Below are 16,921 nucleotides of genomic sequence, written 5' to 3' on the forward strand. Positions count from 1 at the left end.
CATTTAACCGTCATAAAAGTCGATTAGGTTAATACTCTCAATCTGGTACATACCAATGTAAAGGCGTGTACTAACAACCTAAATGAATTTATGGATATAGGCGCCTCTTAATGAGGCTTCTAATTTAAGAAACGTTAAACATTGGTTGCTTCCAAAACTAGGCAGCTTTAAACCTCGATAACTTTTAATTTTGGCAACTGCTCACTTTAGAGTTGGGCCTGACTGGAGAAAATGATGAAAAACCGTTTTATGAAAGGATCACTTGCAGCATTAGTTACTCTATTAGCTGGTAATGCTTATGCAGCACAGGAAGTGACGGTTTACACCGCTTTTGAAACTGACATTTTAGCGAAGTACAAAAACGCATTTGAAAGTGAAAACCCAGACATCAACATCAAATGGGTGCGTGATTCTACCGGGATCATGACGGCGAAATTATTGGCTGAGAAAAACAACCCTCGTGCAGAAGTAGTATGGGGTCTTGCGGGTTCTTCTATGGCTTTGCTTAAAGAAGAGGGCATTCTCAAGCCTTACACACCTCAAGGTGTAGAAGCGTTGCGTGCAAACCTTAACGACCCACAATCTACTCAAGCTTGGTATGGTAATGATGCATTCTTCAATGCAGTTTGCTTTAACGAAATAGTTGCTAAGCAATTGAACCTACCGGCACCTAAGTCTTGGGATGACCTAACGAAACCTATCTACAAAGGCCACATTGCTATGCCAAATCCAGCCTCTTCTGGTACGGGTTACATGCAGGTTTCGGCTTGGCTACAAAACATGGGTGAAGACCAAGGTTGGAACTACATGCAGAAGCTAGATCAAAATATTGCTCACTACACGCACTCAGGTTCGAAGCCATGTGTTCAAGCGGGCATGGGTGAAGTGGCTATCGGTATTTCTATGGCGAGCCGTGGCGCTAAGCTGAAAACTCAAGGTGCGCCACTTTCTGTGATTACGCCTGAAGGTATCGGCTGGGAATCTGAAGCGGTAGGTCTTGTTAAGGCTTCTGATGCGGCGCAGCGCGTTGTTGATTGGTCTATCTCTAAAGCCGCAAACGAGCTTTACATCGAAATGTACCCAGTTGTTGGTCACCAAGATGTGACAGCAACAATTGAAAACTTCCCTAACGTAGAAAAGAACATGGCAAAAATGGACTTTGCACGCATGGGCAGCGAGCGTACAGACGTATTGAAAACATGGTCTGAGAAGTTTGACGCTAAATCAGAGCCTAAATCTTAATCTGATGACCTATTCAGTTAATTAACTATTGAGTTCATTAGAAGTTAGAAATCAGTAAAGGAAGGCTTCGGTCTTCCTTTTTTAGTTTTACGCCTTTAGATTTTAAGTAAGGTACAACAAATGACAAAGCACTACTCATATTGGTTCAAGCAAGCGTTGGAACAAGAGTTTGGCAATATTAACGCGGGGCTAGAATCCGCGAAGCCACTGAAAAAAGACGTCAACTGTGATATCGCTATTGTTGGCGGTGGCTATACGGGTTTATGGACGGCGATTTTAATCAAACAACAGCAACCCGAAAAGCATGTTGTGGTGATTGAAAAAGACCTATGTGGTAGCGGTGCTTCTGGAGCGAACGGCGGTTGCATGTTGACGTGGTCGACTAAGTATCCGACGCTGAAAAAGCTCTACGGAAAAGAACAAGCGAAATGGTTGGTTAAGGAATCGGAAAAGGTTATATACGAGATCGAAGCCTTCTGTAACGAACACAAGATTGACGCGCATCTATATCGCAGCGGAACTTACTACACGGCAACCAATGATGCGCAAAAAGGTGGAATGGAACCTGTCGTTAATGAGTTGATCAAGCAGGGTATCAATAGTTGGAAGAAGTGCGATAATTCTTTGGCTGATAAAGCGGGATCTGAACGCCACATTGAGGGTTATTACTCAGAAGCTGCAGGCAGTGTGCAACCCGCTTTATTGGCTCGAGGCTTACGCCGAGTGGCTATTGATCTAGGTGTCGAAATTCATGAAAACACAGAGATGACTTCGCTCGATTATGGCTCTCTGGCTCGGATCCAAACTAAGGGCGGATCTATCTTTGCCGATAAAGTTATTTTGGCGCTCAACGCGTGGATGCTCGATCATTTCAAAGAGTTCAAACGCAGTATTGTGGTTGTCTCGTCAGATATGGTTGTAACCAAGCCAATCCCGGAAAAACTCAAGCAGTTTGGCCCCGAAAAAGGAGCTGCAGTGGTGGATTCTCGAATCTTTGTTCATTACTACCGAGACACCCAAGATGGACGACTCATGTTGGGCAAAGGCGGCAATAAATTCTCATTTGCGAATAAAGTCGAAAGCATGTTCAACCAAACCACCAATTATCTGCCGATTCTCAATCAATCCTTCCAAAAATTGTTCCCTAAACTTGAGCAAAGTGAATTCGATTACAACTGGTCGGGTGGTTCAGATCGTTCCGTCACCGGATTGCCATTTTTCGGTAACCTAAAAGGCCAAAACAACATTTATTATGGGCTCGGTTACTCAGGTAATGGTGTTGCTCAAACTCGTATGGGAGGGAAAATTTTGTCTTCATTGGTGTTAGGAGATGATAACGAATGGACACGTAGTGGTTTAACTAGCGGTCCACGAGGCTACTTCCCTCCAGAGCCATTTCGTTGGGTTGGGGCTATGATGGTTAGAGATGCTGTTCGAAGAAAAGAGAACGTGGAAGATTCTGGTAACACGCCATTATGGCTAGATAAGCAATTGGCAAAGCTCGCGGGTGCGGCAGGTAAAGCCGACAAGGTTGAATCGTAAACTAATCTAGCGTTTACATTTAGGCTCTCAGTGATTTATGGGCAAGTCACTGAGAGCTTTTAACGTTGAACGAACTGTTAATTCTGAATAAATAGCAACCTTTAATGCTTATTATATCTGCAATATAACTGTCATTTAGCTACTATAAATTTGTCACTCAACTGCAATATTCTCAGTTTAAATTTGGTATATACCATATGGAGAGTGCTGTAGTATGAGCAACCAAACTTATTTGAATATTGAAAACGTTGTAAAGCAATTTGGCCAATTTACAGCGTTAAAAGACATTTCCTTATCAATAGATAAAGGCGAGTTCGTCTGCTTCCTTGGCCCATCTGGCTGTGGAAAAACCACCTTATTACGTGCGATTGCAGGTCTAGATTTACCGACCTCTGGTTCTATTGAGCAGAACGGTAATGATACGACCTTCTTGCCACCAGAAAAGCGCGACTTTGGTATCGTGTTTCAATCTTATGCTTTGTTTCCCAATCTCACAGTGGAAGAAAACATTGCGATTGGTCTGAAGAATCAAGGGATATCGACCAAAGAAGCTCTGGAAACAGTAGAGTCTTGGTTAGAAACGATTGGTTTACCGACGTCTGGCCAAAAATATCCGAATCAACTGTCTGGTGGACAACAGCAGCGTGTTGCTCTGTCTCGCGCATTGGCGTTGTCTCCAGGTTTGTTATTACTTGATGAGCCGCTTTCTGCGTTGGATGCGAAGGTAAGAACACACCTGCGTGATGAGATCTGCCGACTGCAACGTAAGCTGGGTATCACCACTATTATGGTGACGCACGACCAAGATGAAGCCCTAACGATGGCCGACCGTATTGTCGTGATGAATCATGGCGTTATCGAGCAGGTCGGTGCTCCACAAGAGATCTACCAAAAACCTGTCAGTCGTTTTGTTGCTGAGTTTGTTGGCAGCATGAACTTCATTCAAGCTTCTGTTGCGGCTCAAGGCAAGATACGCATTGCAGAGTCAATGCTACCATTACCTCGCTTAGATAATCTCACGCCAAATCTAGGTGATGTTTTTGATATTGCCGTTCGTCCAGAGCAAATCCAATTTGTTGATCGTTTTAGTGAGTCATTACCCGTGAGAATCGTATCCAGCGAATTCTTAGGGGCGTTTTATCGTGTTGAGTGTCAATTGCAACATGACTCAACGGCGAAAGAGATCATCGTTGATGTATCAGTTAAAGAGTTTAATCGATTGAAACTGCGTCGCAGCGATATTCGTTACGTAGCGTTTGATGAAGAAGGCCTTAGAGCTTACCCATCTGAAAGCCTGCAAGTGATGAAAGACGAGGCGGCGTAACTATCATGGAATCGACTCAAATGATGCAATCTAAGCTGCTAATTCAACGACGAGTAACGCCTTTCCTTGCTCGGTTAAGTAAAGACAACGTAATCCTATTCGGGCTTCTAGCTTTTTTGTCTGTGGTCATGACGCTATTTATTCTGATGCCACTGTGGGCAATGTTGAAAAAGAGTGTTCAGAACGCAGACGGTGATTTTGTAGGATTACAAAATTTCGCAACGTATTTTGCTTCTCAAAGCCTTTGGCAATCTGTAGGGAACACTTTTACTTTGGGTCTGCTAGTAACGGTTGTTGTGGGTGTATTAGCGTTTGGTTATGCCTATGCATTGACTCGTTCATGTATGCCTTTTAAGGGGCTTTTTCAGGTGTTGGGATCAGCGCCGATTCTAGCTCCGTCGTTGCTTCCTGCGATCAGTTTGATCTTCTTATTTGGCAACCAAGGTATCGCTAAAGAAGTCTTAGGGGGGAACTCGGTGTACGGCTTGATTGGTATCTCGCTGGGCTTAATATTCTGGACGTTTCCACACGCCCTAATGATTTTAACTACTTCATTGAGAACCTCTGATGCTCGTCTGTATGAGGCGGCACGAGCACTCAATACTTCATCATTAAAAACCTTTTTCATGGTGACGCTACCGGCGGCAAAGTATGGTTTGATCAGCACTCTGATTGTTGTATTTACGCTGGTGGTTTGTGACTTTGGTGTGCCAAAGGTGATTGGTGGCAGTTATAACGTTCTATCGACTGACATCTTTAAGCAGGTGGTTGGTCAACAGAACTTCTCTATGGGAGCGGTAACCAGTATCTTGCTGCTATTGCCTGCGTTGCTTGCGTTTTCCGTTGATCGCTGGGTTCAAAAGAAACAAAAGAGCTTGTTTGATACTCGTTCTGTTGCGTACCAACCTGAACCTAGCTCTCTACGTGATGGCTTATGTTTCCTCTATTGCACCATCATCTCTGCTGCCGTGGTTATCGTGTTGGGCATGGCGATATACGGATCTATGGTCACCTTCTGGCCTTGGAATAAAACGCTAACGCTAAATAATTATAACTTCGCAGAGATGAGTACTTATGGTTGGACGCCATTTTTCAATTCATTAACCCTCGGCGCTTGGACTGCTATTATCGGTACGGTTCTGATTTTCCTAGGGGCATACTGTATTGAGAAAGGCCGCGCATTCGGCCTTGTTCGTCAAGCAATGCAGATGCTCAGTGTGGTGCCGATGGTCGTTCCGGGTATGGTTCTGGGTTTGGGTTATATCTTCTACTTCAATGATTTGAGCAACCCACTCAACTTCTTGTATGGCACGATGGCGTTCTTGGTGATCAACACCGTGGTTCACTATTACACGGTGGGGCACATGACGGCATTAACCGCATTAAAACAGCTGCCTGAGGAGATTGAAGCAACCGCGGCCTCAGTTAACCTACCGCAATACAAGTTGTTCTTTAAGGTGACGGTGCCTGTTTGTCTGCCTGCGATTTTAGATATTGCGACATACCTGTTTATTAATGCACTTACCACAACATCTGCGGTAGTATTCTTGTATTCTACCGATACGATACCTGCGTCAGTTTCAGTTCTGAATATGGACGATGCGGGACAAACCGGTGCAGCAGCGGCTATGGCAGTCATGATCATGATATCGGCAGCGAGTGCGAAGTTGATTCATATGCTAATCAACAAGTTATTCGAGAAGCGCACCCAAGCTTGGCGTAAACGCTAGCAAACCATTTTATATTGCAGTTGGCCAAGGAGTGGCTGACGACAAGAACAAGAATAAAAGGAAATGAAGTGCAGTACGTAAAAATCAAAGATGTCATCGTAGAGCAGATAGAGTCGGGGATGTTAACGCCGCGACAGAAACTGCCTGCTGAGCGTAAACTGGCTGAATCGTTCGATACCACACGTGTTACGTTACGTGAAGCGCTGTCTTCACTTGAAGTTGAGGGGCGTATTTATCGAGAAGACCGCCGTGGTTGGTTTATATCGCCAGCTCCACTGCGTTACGACCCAACACAAACACTGAACTTCACTAATATGGCTTTGTCGCAGAATCGTAAGCCGAAAACAGAATTAGTGGCAGCGAAAGGCATGTTAGCAACCAAGGAAGCAACTAGGCTTCTTGAGCTGCAACCTTTTTCGGATGTTTATCGAGTAGACAGAGTTCGTTATCTTGAAGACAGGCCCGTTGTGTATGTGACCAACTACATTCGACCAGAGTTGTTCCCTAACTTGCTGGATTATGACTTGTCTAAATCGTTGACTGACATCTACCGTGAGCACTTTGGTGTGGTATATCAGAAGATCCGTTACCGAGTGAGCACAACGTCTTTGCTTGGCGAAACCGCGCAAGCTCTGCGTGCGACTTCTGGGTCTCCAGCGATGGTGGTTGAGCGTGTTAACTACAACCAAGACGGTGATTTGATTGACTGCGATATTGAATATTGGCGTCATGACGCGATCAGCATTGAGTCGATAGCACAGCTAGAGCGCTAGTTTATACGTTAGAATGCTGGCATATCTGCAATTATGCACGATCGCCTAATTGAAACGATCAAAGGTCTCTTACTCGGAGGCCTTTTTTATCATCCGTTGTCAGCCGTTGCGCTTATTCATCAATAATTTAGGAATGAAATGGAATTCTCTGCCATTGTCATCGTGATCATTTCGGCTTTGCTTCATGCGGGTTGGAACGTTCTAGGTAAATCTAATCAAGGATCGGGTTCGTCATTCTTCTTAGCCTCTGGCTTTGCCGCCGCAGCGATATTGACGCCATATTTGATTTGGTATGTTCACAGTGTAGGGCTATCAAATATCTCACTTCCATTCTGGCAACTGGTTTTCTTGAGTGGGATCTGTCAAATCATCTATTTGATTGGGTTAGGCGCGGCCTATAAACAGGCTGATATCGGTGTGATTTACCCAATGGCACGAGCACTGCCTGTGTTGATGGTAGGTTTAGGCACGGTGTTGATCGGCTATGAATTGTCGGCGAATCAATGGATTGGGTTCACTTTAATAACCTTAGGCTGCTTGTTTGTACCACTTAAGCAGTTTTCAGATCTTAGGTTAAAAGCGTATCTCAACCTCGGCGTGTTGTGGGCGTTAATTGCCGCTATTGGTACCACGGGCTATTCCATCATTGATAAAGAGGCGCTTCTATTATTAGAGCCTCTAAGCACACCCACCGTTACTAACAAACACACTGCGATTTTCTACCTAGGCATTCAGTTTTGGGCGATTGTGATTCCGCTGAGTGTTTGGTTATTCGTAACCAACCAAAGAATCGAGTTTACTAATGCTTGGATACTGCGAAAGAAAGCCACAGTGGCCGGCATCATGATGGCTTCGACTTATGGTTTGGTGTTGTTTGCGATGACCATGACTGAGAACGTCAGCTTGGTTGTGGCACTTAGGCAAGTAAGCATCATCTTCGGCGTAGTGATGGGGATCTACTTTTTAAAGGAAAAGTGGCACGTTACACGCGGTGTAGGCGTTGTTTTTATCATTGCAGGTTTAGTTATCTCACTGACTTAAAAAGAAATTAAATCCTACCTCCAACCTATAATGTGACTTTTCAGTCGCATTTTTCTTATTGATAGCAAACGTTTTACTAATGTTAAAGATGTGATCCTTCTCATAGACAAGGCTGTAAAGTTACCGGTAACATCCACCTCAACGTTACCGGTAACATATAATTACAAACCGGACTCTGTGAAACTCATAAGGATACCCAAATGAAAGCTCTGACTAAAACGCTGATTGCTGCCTCCCTCACTGGTCTATTTGCTACTTCAGCAATGGCTGCAGACTTTAAACTTAAAATTCAATCTTCAGATCCTTCTGGTGACTTGAACTTCAAAGTTCAGCAGAAGTGGGCTGAGCGCGTAGAGACGATGTCTAACGGACGTATTGATATCGATCTTCTGCCTGTAGGCGCTGTGGTTAAGCACACAGAAACGCTAGGCGCGATCAAAATGGGCATCCTAGATGGTCACATCACAGCAACAGGTTACTTCTCTGGTAAAGATCCAGCATTCGGCCTAATTGGTAACATGGTTGGTGCATGGTCGGACACAACGCAACTGCTTCAGTACATGAACTACGGCGGCGGTAACGAGCTAATGACTGAACTGTACAAGCCTTACGGGGTTCAGTTCGTCGGAGCATCTACAACGGGTGTTGAGTCTTTCATCTCCAAAAAACCAATTGATGGTGTCGCGGATCTTAAAGGTCTTAAATTACGTGCACCTGAAGGCCTAGTACAACAAGTGTTTGCAGCCGCGGGTGCGACTCCAGTAAACCTGCCGGGTTCTGAAGTATTTACTGGCCTGAGCAAAGGAGTAATTGATGCCGCGGACTACACGGTATTCTCTACCAACCAAAAAGCGGGTATGAACGACATTGCAACACACCCAGTTCAACCGGGCTTTCACTCACTGCCGCTTATCGATATCTCTGTTTCTCAGAAGAAATGGGACAAGATGCCTGCTGACCTACAAACGATTCTGCAAACATCCGTTCGTGACTTCTCTTACGACATGACAACTCAGCTGAAAATGGCTGACCAAGCTGCGCTGAAAGAAGCTCAAGCGAACCCAGAAATCACTATCCACGACTGGTCTCAAGAAGAGCGTAAAAAGTTCCGTGAAATCGCAAAAGGCCAATGGAAAGTATTTGCAGAGCGTTCTGACAACGCACAAAAAGTTTACACTTCAGTAACTACGTTCCTAGAAGAAAACGGCTTGCTGTAATTTAAACTTAGCTTATTGAAGGGGGAGGGCGTTGCTCTCCCGTTATTTCCCAGGAAATTTGCCCCATGACAGACAAAACTCCCCATTCCCCAGCTGAAAACGACGAGCAACCAAGAAATGCGCTCGATCGTTTTGTTATAAAGTTCAGTAATCTCGTGAGCTGGTTTTTTATCTTTACTGTATTGATTTCATTTTATGAAGTTGTGATGCGTTACGCATTCGATGCCCCGACCACATGGGTACATGAAACAGCTTCTTTCATCGGTGGTTCTTTATTCATTATTGGTGGTATCTACGCGTTTGCTGCGAATAAACACGTGCGTGTGGTTCTTATCTACGATTCAGTGTCTAACCAAGCACGTAAATATCTTAATCTTGTTCACCACATTGTTGGTTTGGCCTTTGCAGGCATGCTCGCTTACGCCGCTTACTTCACTGCGGAAGAAGCGTGGTTTGCACCTTGGGGTGAATTCCGTCTTGAGACATCTGGTTCAGTGTTAAACGCGCCTTATCCTGCATTGTTGAAAGGCCTGATCTTTGTCGTTTTGTGTGTTCTTGTTGTCCAGTTTGTATTGCACCTAATCCAAGAGTTGATGGGTCTAAGGAAGAATGACGATGTTTGATTTATCTTCTATTGGTATCGCATGGGGCAGTTTGCTCATGTTGGTTATGATGATTGGCTTGCTACTGACTGGTATGCAGCTGGCCTTCGTAACAGGCTTTGTCGCGATTTTCTTCACTCTATGTTGGTTCGGTCCTGATGCTTTACCTTTGATTGCGAGCCGTACCTACAGCTTTGCTTCTGGTTATGTTTTCCTCGCGGTTCCAATGTTCGTATTGATGGCCGCTTTGTTAGACCGCTCGGGCATCGCACGAGATCTGTTTGATGCAATGAAATCTGTCGGTCGTAAAGTTCGTGGTGGTGTGGCAGTACAAACCTTATTAGTCGCGGTTCTATTGGCTTCGATGTCGGGCGTTATAGGTGGTGAAACGGTACTACTGGGTATTCTCGCACTGCCACAAATGCTTCGTTTAGGTTACGACCGTAAGCTTGCTATCGGTACAACCTGTGCGGGTGGCGCACTTGGAACTATGCTTCCGCCAAGTATCGTATTGATCATCTACGGTATGACAGCCAGCGTATCGATTGGCGACCTGTTTAAAGCGTCTTTCTTACCAGCGTTTATCCTTGCGGGCTGTTACATCGGTTATGTATTGATTCGCTGTAAGCTGAATCCTTCTCTTGCGCCAATTCCAAGCGATGATGAGACAGAAGAAGACATCGCCAATCAGCCAAGCTACTTCAAAGCTCTGTTCTTCCCACTGCTTTCTGTCGCAACGGTTTTGGGCAGTATCTACACAGGCATCGCTTCAGTAACAGAAGCGTCTGCATTGGGTGTAGTCGGCATCATGATCAGTGCGCTGATCCGTGGTGAACTGAACTTCAGTATGTTGAAAGAGAGTGCCATCGCAACTATGCGTACCTGCGGCATGATTATGTGGATTGGTATCGGTGCAAGTGCATTGGTTGGTATCTACAACCTGATGGGTGGTATTGATTTTGTTGAAGAAACCATCCTTGCACTCAGTGGCGGCAACGCGACAGTAACATTGCTAATCATGATGGCTATCTTGCTGGTACTAGGTATGTTCCTTGACTGGGTAGGTGTGGCACTACTGACTATGCCAATCTTCGTTCCAATAATCACTGGCCTTGGTTTTGACCCAGTATGGTTCGGCGTTGTGTTCTGTCTAAACATGCAGGTGTCGTTCTTGTCACCGCCGTTTGGTCCTGCGGCATTCTACTTGAAATCAGTAGCACCAAAAGACATCAGCTTAGGTGAGATTTTCTCTTCACTACTGCCGTTCATTGCACTTCAAGTATTGGTTCTGGCACTGGTTATTATCTTCCCTCAGCTCGCGCTTTGGTGGCAATAACAGCGAAGGTTCCTGAGCGAGTTTAATGTTCAGGAACCTATCAACGGCAACACAAGTTTAACTATTAGATTCGATTGTCAGCCCCTGTTTTGGTTGGGGCCTAGGGAAGGCTTGCCTTATGAAAAGCAAAAAAATACTCGTGATGGGCGTATCTGGATGCGGAAAGAGCCTGATTGGTAGCCGTATCGCAGAAGCATTAACGCTTCAGTTTTTTGATGGGGATGACTTCCATCCCCAAAGCAATGTAGAAAAGATGCGTCAAGGTATTCCACTGACAGACGAAGATCGTCAAGGATGGCTAGAAACACTGAATAAGCAATATATCGAACAACCGAGTGCTGTGATTGCATGCTCTGCACTGAAACCTCAATACCGCGAAATTCTGCGAGAGAACAATGAAGATTTAGTGATTGTGTATCTTCAAGGCAGTTTCGATACGATTTGGAATCGCCATAAAGCTCGTGAAAACCATTACTTTAATGGTCAAGAAATGTTGAAAAGCCAATTCGCAACCTTGGTTGAACCTGAACTAGATGAAGCGTTATTTGTCGATATATCGCAAGATGTTGAGCAAGTCGTAGAAAGTGCACTCAAACAAATTAAGCAGATAGGCTAAACCATGACTCAGATAAAAAATGACATCGCGATGATTGGTTTAGGAGTGATGGGCAAAAGCCTTGCGCTCAACCTATTGGATAACGGCTTTAATGTTGCGGGCTTCGATCTAAACATCGACAACATTGATCGCGCTTGTGTGGAAGCTAAGCAACTCAATGAGACGTTTGAAGGTAAAGGGCGGTTCACAAAAGGCACTAGCCTTGAACATGTGCTGCAGGGCTTAGCAAAACCGCGTGTTATTGCGTTGTCGGTTCCTGCTGGAAACCCTGTCGATATCGTCTTGAATAGCTTGCTTGATGCTGGCCTAGAAAATGACGACATTGTTATCGATACGGGTAACAGCCTTTGGACAGATACCGAAGCACGCGAAGTGAACTACAAAGGCAAGCTTCGTTTCTTTAGCACCGCCGTTTCTGGTGGTGAAGAAGGCGCTCGTGTTGGCCCTGCGCTAATGGCGAGTGGCGACCAATCGGCTTGGCAATATGTGAAACCGATGTGGGAAGCGATTGCTGCAAAAGTGGATGCTAATGGGCTACCGGTTGCTCAGTTTAAAGCGGGTGAAGCGTGCGCGGCGTATGTTGGTCCTTCTGGCACTGGGCACTATGTAAAAATGGTACACAACGGTATTGAATATGCCGATATGCAGCTTATTTGCGAAGTGTACCAGTTCATGCGTGGTGTGCTTGATATGCCAGCTCAAGAGATTGGACAAGTCTTTGAGCAATGGAACAACGGTGTGCTGAACAGCTATCTGATGGAGATTAGTGCCGACATCCTTCAACAAGAAGATGTTGTAACGGGTAAGCCATTTGTTGATGTTGTGCTTGATAAAGCGGGACAGAAAGGCACGGGATTGTGGACAGCAGTTAACAGCCTTCAAGAAGGGTGTCCGACTCCAACGATTGCACAGGCGGTTTATGCGCGTGCAATGAGCGGTCAAAAGTCGCAACGAGTGCAGGGAAGCAAACTCTTGAAAGGTAATATTGCGGATGCGAGTCAGTTGGATAAAACAGAGGTTGTCTCTGAACTTCATGATGCTTTGTATTGCGCCAAACTGTCTGTTTATGCGCAAGGTTTTGATTTACTGAAAACAGCGTCAGACAAAGAGGGATGGAATCTCGATTTCACTCAAATTGCTAAGATTTGGCGAGCGGGTTGTATTATTCGTGCCGCTTTCCTGCAAAGCATCACATCGGCTTACCAACAAAATGCTGAGCTAGCGAATCTATTGTTTGATGAGGCTTTCATCAAACAAGTGGAAGAGCGCGAGCTTGCTTGGCGCATCGCGGTAGCGAACTCAGCTCTGTACGGTGTGCCGATGCCGGGGATCTGCTCTGCTCTGAGTTACTTCGATTCATTACGTTGTGAGGTGTTGCCTGCAAATCTTTTGCAAGCGCAACGTGACTATTTTGGCTCTCATACTTATTCGCGAGTCGATAGAGATGAAGCTGAAAAATTCCATGTCACTTGGAGTCAGTCTCCAAGAACTGAAGTCAAAGTGAACGTTTAAACAATCAATAACGCCCTCAACAAGAGGGCGTTTGTAATTATGAGGCTGTATCAATATTTTACTAAATTAGGCTTCAAATTCCACGTCAGTCGGATACACTGTTACCAGTAACATAACTCAAAAATAATAATTACTAATTATGTCGAATAAGAAAAAACGTCCTACATTACAAGATGTTGCCAACCTCGTTGGTGTCACTAAAATGACCGTCAGTCGCTGCCTGCGAGACTCTTCTCAAGTATCAGAAGCGCTGCGAGATAAGATCAGCTATGCAGTAGACGAGCTAGGTTATATCCCTAATCGTGCGCCAGATATTCTCTCCAACGCTAAAAGCAATGCGATTGGTGTGCTAGTTCCCTCGTTAACCAACCAAGTTTTTGCTGAGGTTATTCGTGGTATTGAGCAAGTTACCGCACCTGCAGGCTACCAAACCATGATTGCTCACTATGGCTATAGCGCTGAACTCGAAGAGCAGAGCATTGCTTCACTGCTTTCTTACAACGTTGATGCGATTATCCTTTCAGAAAACGTGCACACCGATAGAGCGCGTAAAATGCTGCAGACTGTTTCTATCCCTGTGATTGAAATTATGGATTCAGTGTCGCCAAGAATTGAACAAGCGGTTGGCTTTGATAACTTCGAAGCGGCTAGAGCGATGACCAAAACCATGCTCGAACGAGGGCGTACCAATATAGCTTATTTGGCTGCTCGAATGGATGAACGTACTCGATTGAAAATGGCAGACTATGAGCATGCGATGCAAGAAGCCGATAAAACGCCAGTAACGCTGCAAACGGAAGACGCGTCCTCGTTTACTTTAGGCGCAAAGCTGATTGGTGAACTATTAGAAAAGCACCCAGAAGTGAATGGTATCTTTTGTACTAACGATGATTTAGCGATTGGCGCCTTTTACGAATGTGTACGTCGTGGTATTCAAGTACCTGATCAGATGGCGATTGCAGGTTTCCACGGACATGACATTACGGTGGCGATGACGCCTCGTTTAGCGACTGTCGTAACACCTAGGGAGCAGATTGGTAAAGTCGCTGCAGAGCAAGTAGTAGCGCGTCTACAAGGTAATAAAGAATGGATAGCGAAGTTGGACCTCGGTTATGAGATTGAAGTGGGGGAGAGTATTTAATTTTACACTTCGGCTTTGATCTTCATCTTCATCGGATTCAAACTAAAACGCCCTTAACGATATGAATTTCCTAAGGGCGTTTTCTATTTATCTAGCAAAAAGTGTATGTAGTAACAGGCTCAACCCGCTAAAGATTGAGCATCTTGTTGCTTCAATACTTTGTGACCATCTTCAGTGACGCCACGTTTCCAGTAACTGCTGATGTAGATGTTTTCTTTCGCGACTTCTTTTTCGTTGCGGAAGTACTGCCTTAGCTCGCGCATGCTTTCAAATTCACACGCTGTCCATACTGAAACCTGACCATCTAACCATTCTGTGTTACGCACGGTTTGTGAAAGTGACTCTGAGGTTTCATCTTCAATCAACCAGGTTACATTGATGCCTCGAGGGGTTTCAAGTACTTGCTTATCTGCTGCAGAATTGATTTGAATGACAGCGTGACCAGTTGCTGTTTCCGGAAGCGTTTTTACTTTTGCAGAGAGCGCAGGTAGCGACGTCATATCTGCTACCAAGAAGAACCAATCCGATTCTAGATTCAGCCCTTGAATTAATCCAGGGCCTGCCACTGAAACCGTGTCACCTACTTCTGCGTTCATTGCCCATCTTGCGGCAAAGCCACATTGCAGATCTGTGGTGATGTGGCGTACGAAATCAACCTCAATAAACTTCTCTGTAGGGTTGTATTGACGAATGGTGTAAGTGCGCATGGTTGGGCGCTCACCGTCATTCAGTTGGCTTAAGTCAGTCGTGCCTAGTGGCGAGAACAAAAGCTTGATGTAGCCACCGGCACACTCTGTTGGGTACTTACTTAATCCCTCACCACTAAGCGTTATACGCTGCATATTCGGTGTAATTGTTGAGGTTTGAGTAACGGTTAATGTGATGGGGCTAGGCTTGCTCATATAAGGCTCTCTTAGATTTTGATTTCTACATCATAATCCTGATTCAGAGTATACTCAATACTAATGGTTATCATTTACCTTTATTTACACAGATGTCACATGACTTGAATGCTCTCGTTTATATTAGTAACAATCTCAACAAAAAAGCCCTTTAGGAAAACTAAAGGGCTTGATGTATTAGAGAGGGTTGAAGCGAGCGGAACTAGCTGTTTGCTTGCTCTAGTTCAATCGTTTCTTCAGCCGTTTTCGCGGCTTCTAGCATCTTACGAATAATGAACGATGCAGCCATTGCGATGCCCACCATCACTACCGCTAAAACAGTTAGCATTTGGAAGTAATCGCCGTAAACCGTTTGTACGATCTCTTGCGTGATTTGTTGACCTTTCTCTAGAGCGATAGAGGTCGAGAATACCGCACCAACAATACCTGATAGTGCAATTGCAACAGAGAACAAGCTTACTGAGAAGTTCTCGATGTGCTTAGGTGCAACAGACAGGATGAAGGCTACAACCATAGAACCAACAATAACTTCACCAAATGCTAGGAAGAAATGGATAGCTAGGAATACTTCAGGGCGAATCAGAATATCGTCACCAACGGTCGTTACTGCCATTGTTAAGATACCAAAAGCGATTGCCGTCAGAATGAAAGAGAAACCTACTTTGGTTGCAGTAGAGAAGTGAATGTTTTTCTTTTCTAGTTTAGAGAAGATGCCCGTAATGATAGGGCCGGCAACCATACACCACAGTGGGTTCATTGCCATTGAAGCTTCTGGAGCAACAGGGATGAAGCCGAATAGATCGCCACGCATAGTGTTGATCGCTACCATTGTCATCGAAGTCATCATTTGTCCGTAGTATACGAAGAAACATGTCGTCAAGAATGTGATGATTAAAATGGTGCCCATTTTCAGCATATCTGACTTCTTCGATTTTATCATCAAAGAGACAAAGTAGATGATCGCTGCACCGCCAATTGCGTAGACGATGTTTTGGCCAATATCCATGTTAGAGAACATGAAGAATACCAAGCCAATCATAGCGGCAGAGAGACCAAGGAACGCAGCCCAGTTTTTAGTGCTTACAGGGGTTTGATCGATTTCAGCACTGGCTTCAACAAGGCCTTTGCGAACAAAGATCATCATCAGAAGCGCGGCACCCGCTAGAATAGCTGAAAGAAGGAAGCCACCGTTGAAACCAACAATAAGAACTAGCATTGGGAACAGATATTGACCTAACAGAGCACCTATATTGTTGACTGAGTAGTTGATTGGGTAGCAGTTTTCGAAATCTTCTTGAGTTTTGAACGTGCGTTTGTAAAGACTTGGGTAAGAAGGGGACATCAAACCACGCGCATAACTCGCTAAAGCAATACCACATAATGCCATCGGCACATTAGTCGCTGCAGCACCGAGTACCAGTAGAGCATAACCACTTGCGAATCCAAGAAAGGCAATGGTTAAAGATCGGTATGCGCCTAAAAACTTATCAGCAATAAAGCCACCTGCAATCGCAAATAGTGGACCAATTGCAGAGAAAGCACCTACAACCATCATGGTGTCGGCTTCATTGTAGTTAAGATCTTCAAGGAAGAAACGAGTCAAGATCACCATGACGCCATAGAACGAAAGTCCAAACATCATCTGGCAGAACATCATTGATTTGTTTAATCTATTCCACATTATTTTATTCTCACATTTGTGTTGATATGTAGTTTAATTACCCAATTATAATATCATTAGTAGCGATACATAAAATGAAACGTGCATCCCAAACAGAACTTTACTCGATATATCTTTTCTCATGAGACCATTGATATTTTTCATGAATGAAATGTGCAATATTAGATTTTGCTAGTGGATGCATGGTTGCGTGAAGTTTAGCCATTTGTGTTCGTGGTTAAATAACCAGCTATTAAAGGGAAAATTAACGTTGACTGTCTTG

The 16,921-nt window shown here is 44.6% G+C and carries 14 protein-coding genes; 12 read left to right on the forward strand and 2 right to left on the reverse strand.

The window, feature by feature from the left end:
- Window positions 1-231 precede the first annotated feature (231 nt).
- The 12 genes from OCW38_RS16530 to gntR all read left to right on the forward strand — a co-directional run bounded on the left by OCW38_RS16530 (window position 232) and on the right by gntR (window position 14,076).
- On the forward strand, window positions 232-1,242 hold the full coding sequence (locus OCW38_RS16530) for a putative 2-aminoethylphosphonate ABC transporter substrate-binding protein (protein WP_022570983.1): 1,011 nt from the start codon (window positions 232-234) through the stop codon (window positions 1,240-1,242).
- A gap of 120 nt (window positions 1,243-1,362) precedes the next feature.
- Window positions 1,363-2,784, forward strand: coding sequence for an FAD-dependent oxidoreductase (locus OCW38_RS16535; RefSeq protein WP_016789431.1), 1,422 nt, complete (start codon window positions 1,363-1,365; stop codon window positions 2,782-2,784).
- A gap of 214 nt (window positions 2,785-2,998) precedes the next feature.
- Entirely contained in the window at window positions 2,999-4,108 is a 1,110-nt protein-coding gene (locus tag OCW38_RS16540; RefSeq protein WP_065612437.1) for a putative 2-aminoethylphosphonate ABC transporter ATP-binding protein, read from the forward strand.
- Between the two features lie 20 nt (window positions 4,109-4,128).
- Window positions 4,129-5,838 (forward strand): putative 2-aminoethylphosphonate ABC transporter permease subunit, encoded by a 1,710-nt coding sequence (locus tag OCW38_RS16545; RefSeq protein ID WP_261896303.1) that lies wholly within the window; start codon window positions 4,129-4,131, stop codon window positions 5,836-5,838.
- Between the two features lie 68 nt (window positions 5,839-5,906).
- On the forward strand, window positions 5,907-6,611 hold the full coding sequence (gene phnR / locus OCW38_RS16550) for a phosphonate utilization transcriptional regulator PhnR (protein WP_102270142.1): 705 nt from the start codon (window positions 5,907-5,909) through the stop codon (window positions 6,609-6,611).
- Window positions 6,612-6,749: 138 nt separating this feature from the next.
- The gene (locus tag OCW38_RS16555) at window positions 6,750-7,652 is read left to right on the forward strand and encodes an EamA family transporter (protein WP_010428773.1); all 903 of its coding nucleotides are present in this window, start codon (window positions 6,750-6,752) and stop codon (window positions 7,650-7,652) included.
- A 200-nt stretch (window positions 7,653-7,852) separates the two neighbouring features.
- A complete protein-coding gene (locus tag OCW38_RS16560; RefSeq protein WP_016792332.1) occupies window positions 7,853-8,869 on the forward strand; it encodes a TRAP transporter substrate-binding protein in 1,017 nt (338 codons plus the stop codon).
- Between the two features lie 65 nt (window positions 8,870-8,934).
- The gene (locus OCW38_RS16565; RefSeq protein ID WP_016792333.1) at window positions 8,935-9,492 is read left to right on the forward strand and encodes a TRAP transporter small permease subunit; all 558 of its coding nucleotides are present in this window, start codon (window positions 8,935-8,937) and stop codon (window positions 9,490-9,492) included.
- Window positions 9,485-10,807 carry a TRAP transporter large permease gene (locus OCW38_RS16570; protein ID WP_010428786.1) on the forward strand — a complete coding sequence of 441 codons (1,323 nt, stop codon included), beginning with the start codon at window positions 9,485-9,487 and terminating at the stop codon, window positions 10,805-10,807. The genes OCW38_RS16565 and OCW38_RS16570 overlap by 8 nt, the downstream gene beginning before the upstream one ends.
- A gap of 118 nt (window positions 10,808-10,925) precedes the next feature.
- Window positions 10,926-11,423: a gluconokinase gene (locus OCW38_RS16575; protein ID WP_010428789.1), complete on the forward strand. Its 498-nt coding sequence runs from the start codon at window positions 10,926-10,928 to the stop codon at window positions 11,421-11,423.
- A 3-nt stretch (window positions 11,424-11,426) separates the two neighbouring features.
- On the forward strand, window positions 11,427-12,935 hold the full coding sequence (gndA, locus tag OCW38_RS16580; RefSeq protein WP_010428792.1) for an NADP-dependent phosphogluconate dehydrogenase: 1,509 nt from the start codon (window positions 11,427-11,429) through the stop codon (window positions 12,933-12,935).
- A 139-nt stretch (window positions 12,936-13,074) separates the two neighbouring features.
- Window positions 13,075-14,076, forward strand: coding sequence for a gluconate operon transcriptional repressor GntR (gene gntR, locus OCW38_RS16585; RefSeq protein WP_261896307.1), 1,002 nt, complete (start codon window positions 13,075-13,077; stop codon window positions 14,074-14,076).
- A gap of 119 nt (window positions 14,077-14,195) precedes the next feature.
- Here the strand turns inward: gntR and OCW38_RS16590 are convergent, their stop codons facing one another.
- The gene (locus OCW38_RS16590) at window positions 14,196-14,978 is read right to left on the reverse strand and encodes a siderophore-interacting protein (protein ID WP_010428798.1); all 783 of its coding nucleotides are present in this window, start codon (window positions 14,976-14,978) and stop codon (window positions 14,196-14,198) included.
- Between the two features lie 202 nt (window positions 14,979-15,180).
- Complete coding sequence (locus OCW38_RS16595) at window positions 15,181-16,659, reverse strand: peptide MFS transporter (RefSeq protein ID WP_010428801.1); 1,479 nt, start codon at window positions 16,657-16,659, stop codon at window positions 15,181-15,183.
- Window positions 16,660-16,921: the final 262 nt, after the last annotated feature.

This window comes from Vibrio cyclitrophicus, from assembly GCF_024347435.1.
GTDB lineage: Bacteria > Pseudomonadota > Gammaproteobacteria > Enterobacterales > Vibrionaceae > Vibrio > Vibrio cyclitrophicus.

Excerpts from the sequence above, each read along its gene's own strand:
- OCW38_RS16530 (WP_022570983.1), top strand. The coding sequence starts at position 232 with ATGATGAAAAACCGTTTTATGAAAGGATCACTTGCAGCATTAGTTACT.
- OCW38_RS16535 (WP_016789431.1), top strand. The coding sequence starts at position 1,363 with ATGACAAAGCACTACTCATATTGGTTCAAGCAAGCGTTGGAACAAGAG.
- OCW38_RS16540 (WP_065612437.1), top strand. The coding sequence starts at position 2,999 with ATGAGCAACCAAACTTATTTGAATATTGAAAACGTTGTAAAGCAATTT.
- OCW38_RS16545 (WP_261896303.1), top strand. The coding sequence starts at position 4,129 with ATGATGCAATCTAAGCTGCTAATTCAACGACGAGTAACGCCTTTCCTT.
- OCW38_RS16555 (WP_010428773.1), top strand. The coding sequence starts at position 6,750 with ATGGAATTCTCTGCCATTGTCATCGTGATCATTTCGGCTTTGCTTCAT.
- OCW38_RS16560 (WP_016792332.1), top strand. The coding sequence starts at position 7,853 with ATGAAAGCTCTGACTAAAACGCTGATTGCTGCCTCCCTCACTGGTCTA.
- OCW38_RS16565 (WP_016792333.1), top strand. The coding sequence starts at position 8,935 with ATGACAGACAAAACTCCCCATTCCCCAGCTGAAAACGACGAGCAACCA.
- OCW38_RS16570 (WP_010428786.1), top strand. The coding sequence starts at position 9,485 with ATGTTTGATTTATCTTCTATTGGTATCGCATGGGGCAGTTTGCTCATG.
- OCW38_RS16575 (WP_010428789.1), top strand. The coding sequence starts at position 10,926 with ATGAAAAGCAAAAAAATACTCGTGATGGGCGTATCTGGATGCGGAAAG.
- gndA (WP_010428792.1), top strand. The coding sequence starts at position 11,427 with ATGACTCAGATAAAAAATGACATCGCGATGATTGGTTTAGGAGTGATG.
- gntR (WP_261896307.1), top strand. The coding sequence starts at position 13,075 with ATGTCGAATAAGAAAAAACGTCCTACATTACAAGATGTTGCCAACCTC.
- OCW38_RS16590 (WP_010428798.1), bottom strand. The coding sequence starts at position 14,978 with ATGAGCAAGCCTAGCCCCATCACATTAACCGTTACTCAAACCTCAACA.
- OCW38_RS16595 (WP_010428801.1), bottom strand. The coding sequence starts at position 16,659 with ATGTGGAATAGATTAAACAAATCAATGATGTTCTGCCAGATGATGTTT.